Annotated in this window: 12 protein-coding genes; 6 read left to right on the top strand and 6 right to left on the bottom strand. The window is 70.9% G+C overall.

What is annotated here, in order from left to right:
- Positions 1-329: 329 nt before the first annotated feature.
- Both OG207_RS40150 and OG207_RS40155 read right to left on the bottom strand, forming a co-directional pair.
- Positions 330-1691: a DUF1775 domain-containing protein gene (locus tag OG207_RS40150; RefSeq protein WP_329106088.1), complete on the bottom strand. Its 1362-nt coding sequence runs from the start codon at positions 1689-1691 to the stop codon at positions 330-332.
- Positions 1692-1915: 224 nt separating this feature from the next.
- Positions 1916-4129: an endonuclease gene (locus OG207_RS40155; RefSeq protein WP_329106090.1), complete on the bottom strand. Its 2214-nt coding sequence runs from the start codon at positions 4127-4129 to the stop codon at positions 1916-1918.
- A 408-nt stretch (positions 4130-4537) separates the two neighbouring features.
- On the opposite strand from OG207_RS40155, the gene OG207_RS40160 reads away from it, so the two are divergent.
- Positions 4538-5233 (top strand): N-acetylmuramoyl-L-alanine amidase, encoded by a 696-nt coding sequence (locus tag OG207_RS40160; RefSeq protein ID WP_329106092.1) that lies wholly within the window; start codon positions 4538-4540, stop codon positions 5231-5233.
- 15 nt (positions 5234-5248) lie between these two features.
- Here OG207_RS40160 and OG207_RS40165 read toward each other — a convergent pair whose 3' ends face one another.
- A complete protein-coding gene (locus tag OG207_RS40165) occupies positions 5249-6721 on the bottom strand; it encodes a M1 family metallopeptidase (protein ID WP_443072841.1) in 1473 nt (490 codons plus the stop codon).
- Positions 6722-6996: 275 nt separating this feature from the next.
- Here OG207_RS40165 and OG207_RS40170 point away from each other — a divergent pair, with 275 nt between their 5' ends.
- From OG207_RS40170 to OG207_RS40185, 4 genes are all read left to right on the top strand, one after another.
- Positions 6997-7740, top strand: a complete 744-nt coding sequence (locus OG207_RS40170) for an SOS response-associated peptidase (RefSeq protein WP_329106097.1) — start codon at positions 6997-6999, stop codon at positions 7738-7740.
- A gap of 176 nt (positions 7741-7916) precedes the next feature.
- Positions 7917-8345, top strand: a complete 429-nt coding sequence (locus OG207_RS40175) for a hypothetical protein (RefSeq protein ID WP_329106100.1) — start codon at positions 7917-7919, stop codon at positions 8343-8345.
- On the top strand, positions 8339-8572 hold the full coding sequence (locus OG207_RS40180; protein ID WP_266600893.1) for a helix-turn-helix transcriptional regulator: 234 nt from the start codon (positions 8339-8341) through the stop codon (positions 8570-8572). Before OG207_RS40175 ends, OG207_RS40180 begins: the two co-directional genes overlap by 7 nt.
- A complete protein-coding gene (locus OG207_RS40185; protein ID WP_329106102.1) occupies positions 8569-9537 on the top strand; it encodes an NAD(P)-dependent alcohol dehydrogenase in 969 nt (322 codons plus the stop codon). Before OG207_RS40180 ends, OG207_RS40185 begins: the two co-directional genes overlap by 4 nt.
- On the opposite strand, the gene OG207_RS40190 is transcribed toward OG207_RS40185, so the two are convergent.
- Entirely contained in the window at positions 9532-10419 is an 888-nt protein-coding gene (locus tag OG207_RS40190) for an endonuclease/exonuclease/phosphatase family protein (RefSeq protein WP_402694276.1), read from the bottom strand. The genes OG207_RS40185 and OG207_RS40190 overlap by 6 nt on opposite strands.
- A 269-nt stretch (positions 10420-10688) precedes the next feature.
- Here OG207_RS40190 and OG207_RS40195 point away from each other — a divergent pair, with 269 nt between their 5' ends.
- Entirely contained in the window at positions 10689-11573 is an 885-nt protein-coding gene (locus OG207_RS40195; protein WP_329106104.1) for an ATP-grasp domain-containing protein, read from the top strand.
- A gap of 137 nt (positions 11574-11710) precedes the next feature.
- On the opposite strand, the gene OG207_RS40200 is transcribed toward OG207_RS40195, so the two are convergent.
- A complete protein-coding gene (locus OG207_RS40200; RefSeq protein ID WP_329106106.1) occupies positions 11711-12346 on the bottom strand; it encodes a hypothetical protein in 636 nt (211 codons plus the stop codon).
- 117 nt (positions 12347-12463) lie between these two features.
- Positions 12464-14545 carry an RICIN domain-containing protein gene (locus OG207_RS40205; RefSeq protein WP_329106108.1) on the bottom strand — a complete coding sequence of 694 codons (2082 nt, stop codon included), beginning with the start codon at positions 14543-14545 and terminating at the stop codon, positions 12464-12466.
- Positions 14546-14940: the final 395 nt, after the last annotated feature.

Genomic DNA, 14940 nt, shown 5'->3' on the forward strand with positions numbered 1-14940 from the left:
CGATCGTGCGGAGGGGCGGTCGGACGGTGCGGCTCACGGAGGTGGCACGGCGGACTCCGGCGGGACTGGGACTGACCACGAGATGGGGACGATAGTGCTGGCGGACGGGGTGCTGGGCCGGGTGCGCAACTTCGGCTAAAGCCGGGAACCGGAGACCCGGATCGGGCGTTCTCCCTGTACATTGCTCCGGCTGTTCGGGATCTGGCTCCGGTGCGTTCGGCGGTGACCCGGAACGGCCCGACACCGTACTGGATGGCACCGGGCGGTCCTGAGCGGCAGGGGCGGGTGTCTCGGCGCGAGCCGTACCCACCCCTGCCCCTCCGCTCCGGTCAGACCTGGTTGCGGCTCCGGCGCAGCCACCAGAAGGCGCCCGCGGCGGCGAGCACCAGAGTGGCCGCGACCGAGCCGAGGACGACGCCGGTGCCGCTGCCCGCCCCCTTCAGGTTCGTCGTGGCCGTCGTCGTCGCCGTGCTCGAGGCACCTGAGGGAGCGGACGGAGCTGCCGCCGACGGCTGTTCGGACGGGACGGCGCTCGGCGGCGGTGTCGGCGAGGGTGACGGACTCGGGGCGATCGGCTTGGCCCCGGGGGCCGCCGCCTTCAGTTCGAGTACGGGTGCCGGGTTGTCGACCTTTTCCCCGTTCGCGGGCACCTCGATCCAGCGGGAGACCTTGCCGTCTCCGTAGGTCTCCAGCGTCTTGAAGGCCAGGGCCTTCTCGTCGGGGAGCTGGCGCACCGTGATGCTGTACTCGGCATCGGTACCGGTGGCCAGGGCCGTGCCACCGATGCTGTACCCGTCCGGGGTGGCCGTCAGCTTCCACCCCTCGGGGGCGTCCTTCAGGGTTACGGCGTCCGGGGTGATGCCCTTCGGGAGCACGACCCGCAGCTCCGCGATGCCCGCGGAGTCCGACTCCGCTTCGGAAGTGAAGGAGAGCGTGACGTTCTCGGCGAGGGCGCGGGGGTCGGATGCGGTGACCCCGGCGTGTGCGGCGGCCGGCCCGGCGGCGATGCCGAGGACCACCAGGGCGCCGAAGGCCGTCAGCCCCAGGCCGGGCAGACGAGGAAGGCGCTGTGCTCTGGTCATGAGGGAGGAACCTCTCGGTACGAGGGGACTCGGGGGAACGTCTCCTACGTACGCGACAGGGGGCCCCCGACGCACCACCGTGTGACAGAGCGTCGTCGCGACCGCCCGTCCTACGACAAGACCGCTGCGCGGTACGGGCGCGGTTCTCGGCAGCGGGATCTGCCACGGCCGGTACAGGGCACCGAAGCCGGCGGCGGCAGCGGCGGCGGCCCGCTGAACCAACAGGTCCACCGTCTCGGGCAGGCGGCTGAGCACCTGATCCGCCCGGTACATGAGCAGAGCCATCGCACAGGTGGCCACACCGTGGGCCGCCGCCATCGCCCACGTGCCGTGGTGTGCGGAGGCACGCACGATCTGCGGCCCGGTGCCGTGGGCTTCGGCGTGTCCGTGAAACACCGGATGCTGCACGAACAAGGCACGGTGCAAGGCGAGTTGGGCGACACCGGTCATCGAGACCACGTGCCACCAGGGCCGGGATGTCCGGGTGAGGGGCAATGACAGCGCGAAGGCGACCGCCGCGCCGCCCGCCAACCGCTGCCAGGGAACGGGGTCCCCCGCGGCCAGGTGATGGCCCACGACGGCCAACGCCGAGCTCAGCGTCGTGAACACGGCAGCCCGCAGCCACCGTCCGCTCTGCCACTCGGGCGGCGGACACGGGCGCGTCCTTGCACGGGCTTCGGCCATGTCCGGTCATCATCCACCGGCTCTGCCGTCGGCAGGCTCCAACTGTCAATTGTGGAGCATCTTTCCGGATCGACCGCGCTGCGGCGGGGGCGGGTAGGCGGGTACGAGGGACGTATCAGCCGGGATCGGCATCAGCGAGGACCGTCAGCTCAGGGCCAGGCACCTGCGAAGTCGATCTCCTCGGCCCAGTCCGGGTGGTCTATCAGCGGATTGCGATTTCCTTGTATCTCGGCTATCGCCGCGTTGCGGTGCTGCTCGTAGAGGCCCACCGGATGGTCCTTGTGCCAGCCCAGCAGCGTCTCGAGGCCGGTCCGCTGGAGTTCGCGCGCCTCGTCGCCGATCTTGCCGGGGTAGCGGAGCAAGAAGTAGAGCGTCGCCCTGGCGACCGGTCCCTTGCCCTTCGAGGGCTCGAACTTCCCCGGTTCCCGGCGCCCGCAGTCGTGCTGAACGACCTCGTTGAAGTCCGGGAAGTCGAAGTAGGGGATGTTTCCGCGGAAGCTGTTGCACGTCGCCTCGCAGGCGAAGAGATGGTGCAGGTCCCCACGCATCGGTTCCTTGTGGGTGAACCAGGACTGGGGTACGACGTGTTCGCAGTTGAAGGGCAGCGACGCCTCCAGGAGGGCGAGTTCGGCTTCGATGGCCTCCGGGCCGGGTGCGCTCTCGTGGAGCATGAACTCCTGCCAGCGTCCGATCCGGGCGGCCTCCACTGCCGCGTCGGCTTCCATGAGCTCCTGTGGGGTGAAGCCCTTGTCCGAGTAGATGCTGCGGAGCATTTCGTCGGGGTGCAGGTCCACCCACGGGTAGAGCAGACGCATCGGCTTGTACGACGGCCGGCGCTCGTGCGTGGACTCCAGATGCTCGGTGAGCGCGAGGCGCAAGCTCGTGGGGTTGCCGACGTGAAGGCCCGCGTAGTAGGCGTCGCGTGCCATCAGGTCCGCGGCCTCGTCGAAGTAGGGGCGGGCCCGGAAGGCCGCGAGGTTGACCATGGCGGCTGCCAGGTCCCGCGCGGCGGGCGACTGACCGTCGATACTTCCGATCCCTGCCGGCAACCCCACGTACGAGGGGGTGGTCGTCTGCGGCGCAGGTCCCGCAGCAGGTCCGGCAGCAGGTGATGCGGGCCGGGGCTGCGGGGCGTCGGCGTCGAGGCTGACGCTGATGTGCAGCGGGACGCTCCAGCGGACCGATCCCGTGGTGGCGTGCTGCTCACCGCTCCCGTCCATCGCCCCGTTCTGCGGCGCGTCACCGTTCACCCGGTTCGTCAGGACCGTCGGCGGCGAGACTTCCACCGGGTGCAGGGACGAGCCGGCCGCGAACAGCTCCGCGCGGAGCGTTGCGGCGCCGCCGGACAACGGGAACTGCTGGATCGCGCCGAGGATGCGGCTGACCCGCACGCCCTCATTGGCCTTCCAGTCCACCCGGTGCTCTCCCATGCTCGGATGCCAGCGGGTTCCGTCGACGGCCAGCACGTTGCCGTCGCGGTCCTTGCGGGGAGCACCTGCGTGGTGCAGTGCCACGACCTCCCACTGGTCGTTGAACACGGGAGCACCTGAGGAGCCGCGCGCCGTGTCGGCCGAGTAGTGCATGAAGTCGTCCAGCACGTCCACGATCTGGTTGTCACGGAGGGCAAGTTGCTTGGGCTCGCCGTTGGGGTGCTGAATGATGTTGACGAGTTCCCCGATGACGGCCTTGCCCTGGGCTTCCTTGAGCGGCAGCCTCCCGAAGGCCGCCAGCGGCTGACCGTCTCGGGAGCGGTCGGAGACCGCGACCACGGTGAAATCGAGGTCACGGTGGGTGATGAAGAGGCTCTGCGGATCGAGCGGGAACACGACCGGAGCGAGCTGCTGCCCGTCCAAGCCGGCCTGGAAGTTGAACTCGATCACTGCGGCGGCCGCTTCCTCGGCGGAGCCGAGCACGTGGTTGTTCGTCATCAGCAATGAGGGGGACACCAGGAAACCGGTTCCGTGGTGGGTCGACCCGGGACTCCGGACGGTTATTCGGCCGACCGAGCGGGCGGCGAGGAAACCGCCTTCTAGGTAGTCGATCCCGATGAGATCGTTGCGGCCCATGAACCGTTCAAGCGTCAACAGGTCGGTGCTGACCAGCTCGCGGTCCAGATCCAGGCTGGTACCGGTCGTGGCAGTCGCCGGTGTCCGCTCGATCGCCGTGGCCATCGCCCAGTCGACGCCTAGACGGGTCAGCCTGCTGCTGACCCGTTCCCGGGTGTCTGCATAGAGGATGCCGTGTTGCTCGAGCGCCTCCCGATGGCCGTCACGCTCTCCGGTACGGCTTGCATAGCGCCGACCGGCATCCTCCATCTGCTCCAGGAAACCCTTGTCGACCCGTGACACCTGCTCCACTGTCATGTCGGCTCGCCTCCTCGGCGGCACTCTTCATGCTCAGATGTCGGAAGTACCCCCCTTCCTTCCAGTATGAGGACAGGGCCTGGGTGCCGCTCAGCCGAACAGGACTGCGCTGCGGAGTGGTTGCTGCGTCAATTTCTCGCCGAGCCCCGGGCCGGGCGACTCGCTCGGAAAGCCGCTCACCGCGCACGGGCAATCCCATCTGCTCACCGAGCGCGTGGAGGGGCGCGGGCCGGCGGGGACGGAACCGGTCGGAGGGAGGGTGTGCGCCGAGTGGTGGAGGATCGGCTTGCCGGGGTGCGGGTACTGGTGAAGCATCAGATTACGGGACGTACCGCCTACGCATCGTGATGCCACGATGCGTAGGCGGTACGTCCTCCACCTGCCTGCTCGACTGCATGAGGAGTGGCCATGGAAGACGACCCGCTGAGCCGTCGACGGCTGTTGTGGGGTGCTGCCGGCGCTGCGGGCACGGCTCTGGCCGCTGCCGGTCTGCCCCTGCTGATGGGGCCCGAGGAGAAGGTGGCGGCTGCGCCACCGAGACCCGTGCGCAAGGCCCCCGTCGCCGCCGCCGGGCCGCCCGCGGCGCGGCGAACGGATCCCTCGGTGGACTACGCCCCCGCCGTCTGGGTCGAAGCCTCCGAGTCCAACTACACGGCCTCCGAGCGTCCCGAGGCCTATCCCATCGAATACGTCGTCATTCATCTGACAACGGACATCTTGCCGGTCATGTTCGCCAAGTTCAAGGACCCCGCCGAGAGGGTGTCCGCGCACTACATGATCAGCGCAACCGGCACGCGGATCGCCCAGTGCGTGCGCGAGCGCGACGTTGCTTGGCACTCCGGCAGCGTTTGGTACAACCACCGGAGCATCGGCATCGAGCACGAAGGCTGGACCGATCAGCCCGTTTACACCAACAAGATGTACGAGGCATCCGCCGTGCTCACGGCCACGATCTGTGCGAAGTACGACGTGCCGGTCGACCGGGACCACATCCTGGGTCACGTCGAGGTCCCGCTGTCCACTCACGACGACCCCGGGACCGTATGGAACTGGGACAAGTACATGAAGCTCGTCGATACCGCCCGCCAGCGCATCAGGACCTGAAAGCGCGTCGCCCCGTCACGCCGGCTTGCCGTCCCCGTAGAGCCACGGGTCCCAGATCGAGTCGAGGTCCCGGCCGGCCCTGGCCTCCACGTACGCGGTGAAGTCCTCCGTGGCGGCGTTGCCGTGGCGGTGGCGCAGGGTCCAGCCCCGCACCAGGGCGCGGAAGGCCGCGTCGCCCACGGCCTGGCGGATCTTGTGGATCACCATCGCGCCGCGCACGTACACCGGCTGGGCGGAGATGTCCGAAGCGCTCGGCGGCTCTGCGGGCGGGAAGTCCCACTCGTCGTCGTCCGCGGCCTTGGCGTGGTTGCGGTCGAAATGGTCCTGGGCGCTGGCCCCGCCGTGGTCTTCGGTCCACAACCACTCCGCATAGGTCGCGAAGCCCTCGTTGAGCCACATGTCCCGCCAGGTCCGCGGGGTGACGGAGTTGCCGAACCACTGGTGGGCCATTTCGTGCACCACGTTGGTGGTGTGGAAGATGCCGGCCGGAATGGTCGGCCTGGTCTGGGTCTCCAGGGCGTACGGCACGTCCGCCGCCTGATCGACGATCAACCCGGCGGCGGAGAAGGGGTAGAGGCCGAACCTCCCCTCGGCCCATTCCATGATCTCGGGGAAGCGGCCGAGGACCTCGCCGTCCTCGTCCACGCCCGCGGTCGTGTCCACCGCCGACACGACCGGCACGCCCGAACGGGTCCGGGAGGTCTTGATGTCGTAGCTGCCGATGGCCACGGTCGCCACGTAGCTGGCCATGGGCTCGGGCTGGTGCCAGTGGAAGGTGGCGCGGTCGCCGCTGGTGCGCCGGGAGCGCAGCTGCCCGTTGGAGATCGCTTGTACCTCCTTGGGGACCGTGACGGTGATGTCGTACGAGGCCTTGTCCGCGGGGTGGTGGTTGCCCGGGAACCAGGACATCGAGCCCGTCGGCTCGCCGAACGCGACCGCTCCCTTGCCCGTCCTCAACCAGCCTTCGCGCCATCCGTGGTCATGGGTGATCGACTCCGGCACGCCCGCGTAGTGCACGACGCTGCGGAACGTGGCGCCCTTCCTGAGGTGATCGCGCGGCTGCAGGGTCAGCTCCTGCCCGTCCCTGCGGAACCGCGCCGTGCGGTCGTCGACGGTGGCGCTCAGCACCTCCATGCCGAGGAGGTCGAGATGGAAGGCGCTGAGGTCCTCGGTGGCCTTGGCGGTGATCTCCGCCGTTCCGTCGAGGCGGCCGCTGCCGGGGTCGTAGGCCAGGGTCAGGGCGTAGTGGGTGACGTCGTAGCCGCCGTTGCCGAGCTCCGGGAAGTACGGGTCACCGGTGCCTGCGGCGGCGGGGTGCCCGCCGCGGAACGCCGTGCCAGCAGCCCCCGCCCGAGCGGTGACCGCACCGGAACGGGCCCCCGTTCCGCCGCCACGGCCGTCGGACTCCGAGCACGCGGGGAGCACGGCGAGCAGGCCCGCGACCGCGAAGGCGGCCAGACGTCCGGAAGTCTTCACGCAGCCGATCATGACCCAGCCCCCGAGCGCCCCGACCTCGCCACGCCGTGCCCATGGCCCCTCCGGCGGGCACCGCCCCGGACGCCACCGGCTGTGGTCCGCTGACGGCGCCCGGGAACGCCTGCTCCAGCAGGTCCGGGCCGCCGAGGCCCTCCACGTGCCCCGAGCGGGCGCTGGAGATCCAACTCGCGCTGCGCCTCCGCCGGGTGAACGGCAGTGACGGCCCGGACCGGTCGACTTCGCGGCGTGGCCCGCGCGGACCCGGTTCAGCTGGCAGGCTGGACGGTATGTGCGGCCGATACGCTTCCACCCGCAGTCCCGAGGACCTGTCCGGTCTCTTCCGGGCCACGCCCCCGGATCCGGGCCACGTGCTGGAGCCCAGCTGGAACGTTGCCCCCACCGATGCCGTGTGGGCGGTGCTGGAGCGCGCCGACCGGGAGAGCGGGGTGCTGGAGCGGCAGCTGCGCCCCTTGCGGTGGGGGCTGGTGCCCTCGTGGTCGAAGAGCCTGTCCAGTGGCGCGAAGATGATCAATGCGCGGGTGGAGACGGTGCACGAGAAGCCGGCCTACCGGCGCGCCTTCGCCAAGCGCCGGTGCCTGCTGCCAGCCGACGGGTTCTACGAGTGGGAGCCCGTCCCCGCTTCCGGTTCTGCGAAGGCGTACAAGCAGCCGTACTTCATCCGGCCCGAGGACGGCGACGTGATGGCGATGGCCGGGCTGTACGAGTTCTGGCGCGACCCCGCGGTCGCCGTCGACGACGATCCGGCGGCGTGGTGGGCGACCTGCACGATCATCACCACCGAGGCCACCGACGCCGCCGGCCGGGTCCACCCCCGGATGCCGCTCGCGCTCGCCCCGGCGGACTACGAGGCCTGGCTCGACCCGTCCCACCAGGACCCGGACGCGCTGCGCGCCCTGCTCGCCGCTCCCGCGGGCGGCCGGCTCGACGTCCGCGCCGTGTCGACCGCGGTCAACAACGTGCGCAACAACGGGCCCGAGCTCCTCGACGCGCCCCCCGCCCCGGGGCGCTGAGCAGCACGGCCCGACTCCCGCTCCTGACTCCCGCTCCTGACTCCCGCTCGTGACTCCTGACTCCGCTTCGGCCGGTGCCGCGCCGCCCGCCGCGCGGCGAAGTAAAGAAATATTGACACCGTGTCCTGATTCATTGACACTACCGATGTCGGGTTTTCTTTACATCAGGAGTGGCAGTGGCAGTCGAGGAGAAACGCGCGTGGATCATGATCGTGGTCACGCTCGCGTCGTACGGGGCGTATCTGGCCATCGTTCTCGGGCGGTCCGGGAGCGGCCCCCTGACCCAGCAGCCCTACGCGGCCGCACTCCTGTGGACCGTCGGCGCGGCGATCATCGCCTCGATCGTCCTCCACATCACCGTGTCGCTGCTCTCGCCGGAGGAGGGCAAGGTCAAGGACCAGCGCGACCGGGAGATCAACCAGTTCGGTGAACACATCGGCCAGTCGTTCATCGCGATCGGCGCCGTGGCCGCGATGCTCCTGGCGATGGCCGAGGCGGACCAGTTCTGGATCGCCAACGCGATCTACCTGGGATTCGTCCTGTCCGCCCTGCTCGCGTCCACCGCGAAGATCGCCTCCTACCGGCTCGGCTTCCACCCGTGGTGAGGCCCACCCGGGTCACCAACAGCATCCGGGCCCTGCGCTTCGCCAACGGCGAGATGACCCAGGCCGAACTGGCCCGCCGGATCGGCGTGACCCGTCAGACCGTCATCGCCATCGAGCAGGGCCGCTATTCGCCTTCCCTGGAGAAGGCGTTCGAGATCGCGCGCGTGTTCGCAGTACCGCTCGACACCGTGTTCCAGTACACCTCCACCGAAGGAGACGAAGCATGAAGGCCATGGTCCAGGACGTTTACGGATCGCCCGAGGTCCTGCGCATAGCAGAGGTGGACCGGCCGGTCGCGGGCCCGGGCGAGGTCCTCGTCCGGGTGCACGCGGCCGGCGTCGACCAGGGCGTCTGGCACCTCATGGCGGGCCTGCCCTACGCGGTCCGCGCCGTGACGGGCCTGCGCAGACCCCGGACGCGCGTCCGGGGCCTGGACGTCGCGGGGGTGGTCGAGGCCGTCGGCCCGGACGTCACCCGCTTCCGGGAGGGCGACGAGGTGTACGGAAACTGCACGGGGTCGTTCGCCGAGTACGCCCGCGCCAAGGAGAAGGCCCTCGCACCCAAGCCGGCCTCCCTCAGCTTCGAACAGGCCGCGACGGTGCCCGTCTCCGCGTGCACCGCGCTGGGCGCGGTTCGGGACAGCGGACGGGTCAAGGCCGGTCAGAGCGTGCTCGTCCTCGGCGCCTCGGGCGGTGTGGGCAGTTTCGCCGTACAGGTGGCCAAGGCCTACGGCGCCCACGTCACCGGAGTGTGCAGCACCGCCAAGGCCGACCTGGTCCGCTCCCTCGGTGCCGACGAGGTCCTCGACTACACCCAGCAGGACCCCGTCGACGGCACCCGCCGCTACGACGTCATCCTGGACATCGCCGGCAACCGGCCCATCGCCCGGATGCGCCGCGCCCTGACCCCCCGCGGGACCCTCGTCATCATCGGCGGGGAAGACGGCGGCAAGTGGATCGGCGGCAACCAGCGGCAGCTGGGCGCGATGTTGCTGACGCCCTTCGTCGGCCACCGGCTGCGTGCGCACGGCACCGTAGTGCGCCACCGCGACCTCGAAGCCCTCACGGAGCTCATCGAGGCCGGCTCGGTGACCCCCGCCGTCGACCGGACCTACCCGCTGGCCGAACTCCCCGACGCCATTCGCCGGATGCGGGACGGCCAGGTGCGCGGAAAGGTCGCCATCCGGCTATGAGGCGTCCAGCCTGATGCGGGCGGCGACCGGTAGGTGGTCGCTGCCGGTGGCGGGCAGCGTCCACACCTCGGCAACGGTCGCCGAGCGGGTGAGGACCTGATCGATCCGGGCGACCGGGACGGCGGCGGGCCAGCTGAGGGCGAGCCCCCGCCGCGGCGCGCTCAACCGGGAGGTCAGCGGGGCGATCCCGCGATCGTCCACCGTCCCGTTGAGGTCACCCAGCAGGACCACCCGCTCCAGCTTCTCGGCGGCGACCGCCGCCCCCAGCAGTCGCGCGCTCTCGTCCCGCGGGCCGGAGCCGAAACCGCCCGCTCGGAAGCGGACCGAGGGCAAGTGCGCCACGTACACCGCGATCTCACCCCGCGGCGTGCGCACACCGCAGCGCAGGCCGCGGTTCCAGCCCTCCCCGATGCCCGAGGGCCTGATGTCCACCCGGCGGACGTCGGTGAGCGGATGCCTCGACCAGAGGCCGACCGTGCCCTCGAGCGCGTGGTACGGGTACACGGCCGCCAGCGCCGCCTCGTAGGCCGGCAGCGCGGAGGGCGTCAGCTCCTCCAGGGCGATGAGATCCGGCGCGGAGGCGATCAGGGCGCGCGCCGTGCCGGCGGGGTCCGGGTTCTCGTCACTCACATTGTGTTGGACGGCCGTGATGTCGTGCGCGCCGCGGTCCGCCGGCAGCAGCAGCCCGCCGAACAGGCCCGCCCACGCGGCCGCGGGCAGCAGCACGGCCACCAGCGCGGTGAACGAGCGGCGCACCAGCGCCGAGACCAGCAGGCCCGGGACCGCGAGGCCCAGCCAGGGCAGAAAGGCCTCCAGCGCACTCCCCAGCCTGCCCACCGCGTTAGGGACCGCCGAGTGGAACACCAGCAGCGCGGCGCTCAGTACGGCGAGTGCCGCGAGAACGCGCCCGCGCGTCCAGGGAGTACGGCCCCGGGCGTCGGTACCCCAGCGCCGCCGGGCGGTGCGCCGCGCGTCGTTCCCCGCCGCGTCCACTGCCACCGCAGCCCCACCCGTCTGCCTCGGACCGTCTTCCACCTCGAGTACGACGCGTGATCGGGCGGCCGGGTTCCCGTCGGGGAGGGTGTGGAAGAGTGATCATCCGGGCCCCCGCCCGCACCGGGCGGTCGGGGGAGTGAGGGCGGGAGACGCGCATGGGTACGGCGAGGGTCGCGGTCGTGACGAGCAAGGGCGGCGCAGATCAAGACGCGGACCTCCCGCTGATCCTGACCGCGTTGCGCGCCGCCGGCCTGTCGGCGCAGGCGGTGGCCTGGGACGCGGACACCCCGCGATGGGACGGCTACGACCTCGCGGTCATCCGGTCGACCTGGGACTACGCGGACCGCCTCGCGGAGTTCCTGGCCTGGGCGGATACGACGGCCGAGGTCACCCGGCTGTGGAATCCGGCGCCGTTGGTGCGCTGGAACAGCGACAAGCGCTATCTGCTGGAGCTCGCCGCGCGCGGAGTGCCGGTCGTACCGACCCGGGTCGTCGAACCGGGCGGGGTCTGCGACGCGGCGGACTTCGACGGACCGCACGGGGTGGTGGTCAAGCCGGCCGTCTCCTCGGGCGCACGGGACACCGCGCGCTACGAGCCGGGCCGCCGGGTGGACGCCGAGCGCCATGCGCGGACGCTGCTCGACCAGGGCCGCACGGCGATCGTCCAGCCGTATCTGCCGCTGGTGGAGGAGGGGGAGCGGGCGCTGGTCTTCTTCGGCGGCACCTTCAGCCACGCGATCCGCAAGCAGGCCCTGCTGACGGAGGCGGGGCTGATCGACAACTTCAGGGTGCCGCACCCGGGTGCCGCCCCCTACCAGCCGTCCGAAGCGGAGCTCCGTACGGCTCGGGCGGCGCTGGCCGCGGTCCCCGCCCCGGGCGACCTGCTCTTCGCCCGGGTGGACCTGGCGTTGAACGGGGCCAGGGAACCCGTCGTCATGGAGCTGGAACTCATCGAGCCGAACCTGTTCCTGAGCATCAACCCGCAGAGGCTGGAGCGCTTCGCCGAGGCGGTCGCCGCCGCGGTGCCCACGGGCCGTTAGCACACGGCGCAGGGGGTGTCCCGTCGATCGGGTCCCGCCCGATGGACACGACACCCCCTGGCGCTCCGGCCCCGGTGACCGGGGCCCTACGGACCCGCCCTGACCGGGTCCGGCCGAGGAGCTCCAGCCGAGCCGTTCTAGCCGAGGCGGTCGAGCCGCAGGCGCCGCCGGCGGCGGAGCAGGAGACCCACGGCCGCGCCGGTCACGGCGGTCACCGCCACACCTGCCGTCGTCCACCAGATGGCGTACCCCTCGGTGTCGGCGGCCGGTTCCGCGGCCTGCGCCGAAGGGGCGGCCGGGGTCGGGGCGGCGGAGTCCGCCGAGGACACCGGCGCGGCGGACGACGGGACGGGGGCCGGTGCGGAGGCGACCGGGGTCGGAGCGACCGGGGCCGGGTCCACCACGGGTACCGCCACATCGAGTTCGCCGTGCCCCAGGGCCGGGAAGCCCACGTCGATGCTGACCTTCCACGAACCCGGCGGCAGCACTTCGGCCGTGGTCCAGCCCGCGGGCGCCGCGGCGGGGTCGCGCACCAGGCGCCAGGCCCCCATGGTGCGGGTGCCGTCGACGCTGGTCGCGTTCAGGGTCGCGGCGACGGCCTCCTCGACGGCGTCGCCGTCGTTCTCCCAGGTGACGTCGGCGGTGACGTGACCCTCGCGTTGCCCGGTCACCACCACCTTCACGGTGTCACCGTGGGCGTGGGCCGCGGCGGGGAGCAGGAACATGAGGCCGAGTGCCGCCAGGGCGGCCGAGAAAACGATTCGTATGCGCATCGTCGGGGTGCTCCGGTCAAGATGAGGGGTGCCGACGGACGGCCGCGCGGTGCGGCCGTCCGTCGGGGGTGGGTTCACGCCGTCAGGGCGTCAGGGTGTGCTGCGCCGTGGCGGTGATCAGCCGGACTTCTGCAGGGTCCAGGCCTGCGTCGCGCGGCCGTCCGCACGCTGGAGGTCGAGCAGCCAGTACCCGTAGTAGGGGCGGTTGCTGACGGTGAGGGCGAAGCCGCCGCTGGCATCCGTCACGGTCACCGTGCCACCCTTGGACGTCAGCTTCCAGGTTTGCGCGCCGTTGCCGCCCGCGCAGGGCTGCTGAGCGACCCACATGCCCGCGGCGGGGGTGCCGCCCGGCTGGAGGCACTTGCCGGAGGCCGCGGACTTGATGCGCACCTGGCCGTTGCCCGCGTCGTCGAAGTACCACTGCTGCTGGGCGTACCCGTTGGTGCGGCCGCCCACGAGGACGGTGCCGTCGGCGGTGCGGCCGCCCCACAGCTCCGCGGCCATGCCGCTGCTGCCGTTGCCGAGCACGTACTTGGTGCCCGGAGTGGTGGCGCCGCCACCCGCACCCGTCGTACGGAAGGACGCGGCCTTGCCGGGGCCGCTGTCACGGCCGGCGCTGTCGCGGACCGAGACGGTGACCTTGTAGGCGGTGTTGGGCTGCAGGTTGTAGATGCGGAGCACCTGGGACTGGACCCACGTCAGGTGCTTGCCGTTCAGCTGCACCGCGTACCAGGCGGCGCCGTCGACCTTGGGCCAGCTCACGACGACGGAGGTGGACTGGATCTGGCCCGCCGTTACGGTCGGTCCGCCGGAGGGCTTCTTGGTCGGCGTCGGCGAGGGCTTCTTGGTGGGCGTGGGGGAGGGGTTCGGACCGGGGTCCGTGCCGCCACCGCCGCCCTTGCTCTTCATCAGGAACTGGTTGTCCGCGATGTTCCAGTGCGTGGCCAGGTAGCTGCCGGCCTTGGGACTGGTGTGGAAGTAGTCGTCGTGGTTGCAGTCCAGGATGTTCTCGGCCGCCTGGTTGGTGCAGATGTTACGCATCTGCGGGTAGTACGGGGTGTCCGAGTAGCACATGACGTCGTACTCGTCGGTGCAGTGCGCGCCACGGCTGGTGTTCGGGGCGCTGTTGTTGACCGCGCCCAGGTTGTGGCCGAGTTCGTGCGCGGCGGTGTGACCGCCCCAGCAGCCGGAGTCGGTGCGCCCGTAGGAGGGACCGAAGTTGCTCTGGTTGGCCTGGCCGGGCCGCTCGTCGCCCGCGAAGGTGCCGATGCCGCAGTAGACCTGGGTGTCGGCGAAGATCATGTACTTGCGGTCGCGACGGTCGAGGCCCTTGCCGGCGAGCGCGTTGTTGGTCGCGCTGAACTCGGCGAGGGCCGAGGCCGAGAGCTCGATGTTGAGCACGGTGGGGGTGCAGTCGGCGGCCGTCACGTAGCGGATGTGACGTACTCCGCCGGTCTCCTTGGCACTCGCCGAGTAGATGAGGTCGGCGTCGGCCGCCCACTTGCGGAACGAGGCGACGTACTCGGAGTAGCGATCCTTGCCCGGTGCGTGGACGTAGACGACCTGCACGCGGTTGCCGGTGCTGCCGTCGCCGTCGCACTGGACGGTCTGGCCGGCGGGACCGGCGGCGACGTTCTGGCTGCCGGCCGGGGCGGCGGCTGCTGCGGGTTCGGGTGCGGAGGCCTTGGTGGCCGTCGACGCATCGGCCGCGGGCGCGTCCTGAGGACGCCCGTCGCCTTCCTTGCTCGCCGGGTCATCGGCCGCGGGGCGGGCCGGATCGGCCGCCGGAGCGGCCTCCTTGACGGCGGGCGGGATGTCCTTCGTGATGTCGACGCCCTTGGGCGGGGCGTCGGGGCCGTGGGTGCACAGCCCGGTGTCGGTGCGGTAGACACCCACGCACCGGTCGCCCTTCGGCGCGGCCTGGAGGCCGTCGTAGATCATGCCGCGCGCGGTCTCGTTGGCGGGCGCGGCCGCGATGGGATCCGGCTCCTGGTCACGGGCCGGTGCGGCGGCGGGTGCCTCTGCGGCGGCGGCCTCCACCACGGGAGCCGCCGCCTGGGCGCCGTCGCCGATTCCGGAGTAGGCGATGCCTGCGGCTATCAGCCCCGCCGCTGCCGTGGCGGCAGTGACGAGTATCAACCGCCGGGGTTTGCGGCGGTGGTCGGCGGCGGCGGCAGGCCGTCTGCGACGTCCTGTCATGGGCACCTCAAATCGTTGTCGGAAGACTGGGTTCGCGGAAGCCTGCCAGACGAATGCGGAGGAGAATTCGGACAAACGGGGGCGCGACCCGAGAAATCATTCCGTTACCTATCGGCCTGATTTGACGAACCATCAACTCGCAATGAAATAAAGCAAGTTACGCGCGTCGCGTTCCAATGGTCCAGTCCTTTCCGGATGGGTTGTTATCAAATCGAGATACAAACCGGAGGCTTGTTGACGGGAATTCAGTCAGGAATTCACCTAATTGCTACCAGCTGAATTCCCTCGGTCACGACCCGTGAGGTGCGGTAGGCGCGATGCGCGCGGCGGGGCCGCGGAAGAATGCCCGAGGCCCGGGAGTTCGCCCGGGGAGTCCGCGGGACCCGACCCCAACG

Source organism: Streptomyces sp. NBC_01439 (genome assembly GCF_036227605.1).
Taxonomy (GTDB): Bacteria; Actinomycetota; Actinomycetes; order Streptomycetales; family Streptomycetaceae; genus Streptomyces.

What these genes read in the sequence shown, in the direction of transcription:
- OG207_RS40155 (WP_329106090.1), bottom strand. Translation starts at nt 4,129, where the DNA reads ATGACAGTGGAGCAGGTGTCACGGGTCGACAAGGGTTTCCTGGAGCAG.
- OG207_RS40160 (WP_329106092.1), top strand. Translation starts at nt 4,538, where the DNA reads ATGGAAGACGACCCGCTGAGCCGTCGACGGCTGTTGTGGGGTGCTGCC.
- OG207_RS40165 (WP_443072841.1), bottom strand. Translation starts at nt 6,721, where the DNA reads ATGATCGGCTGCGTGAAGACTTCCGGACGTCTGGCCGCCTTCGCGGTC.
- OG207_RS40170 (WP_329106097.1), top strand. Translation starts at nt 6,997, where the DNA reads ATGTGCGGCCGATACGCTTCCACCCGCAGTCCCGAGGACCTGTCCGGT.
- OG207_RS40185 (WP_329106102.1), top strand. Translation starts at nt 8,569, where the DNA reads ATGAAGGCCATGGTCCAGGACGTTTACGGATCGCCCGAGGTCCTGCGC.
- OG207_RS40195 (WP_329106104.1), top strand. Translation starts at nt 10,689, where the DNA reads ATGGGTACGGCGAGGGTCGCGGTCGTGACGAGCAAGGGCGGCGCAGAT.
- OG207_RS40200 (WP_329106106.1), bottom strand. Translation starts at nt 12,346, where the DNA reads ATGCGCATACGAATCGTTTTCTCGGCCGCCCTGGCGGCACTCGGCCTC.
- OG207_RS40205 (WP_329106108.1), bottom strand. Translation starts at nt 14,545, where the DNA reads ATGACAGGACGTCGCAGACGGCCTGCCGCCGCCGCCGACCACCGCCGC.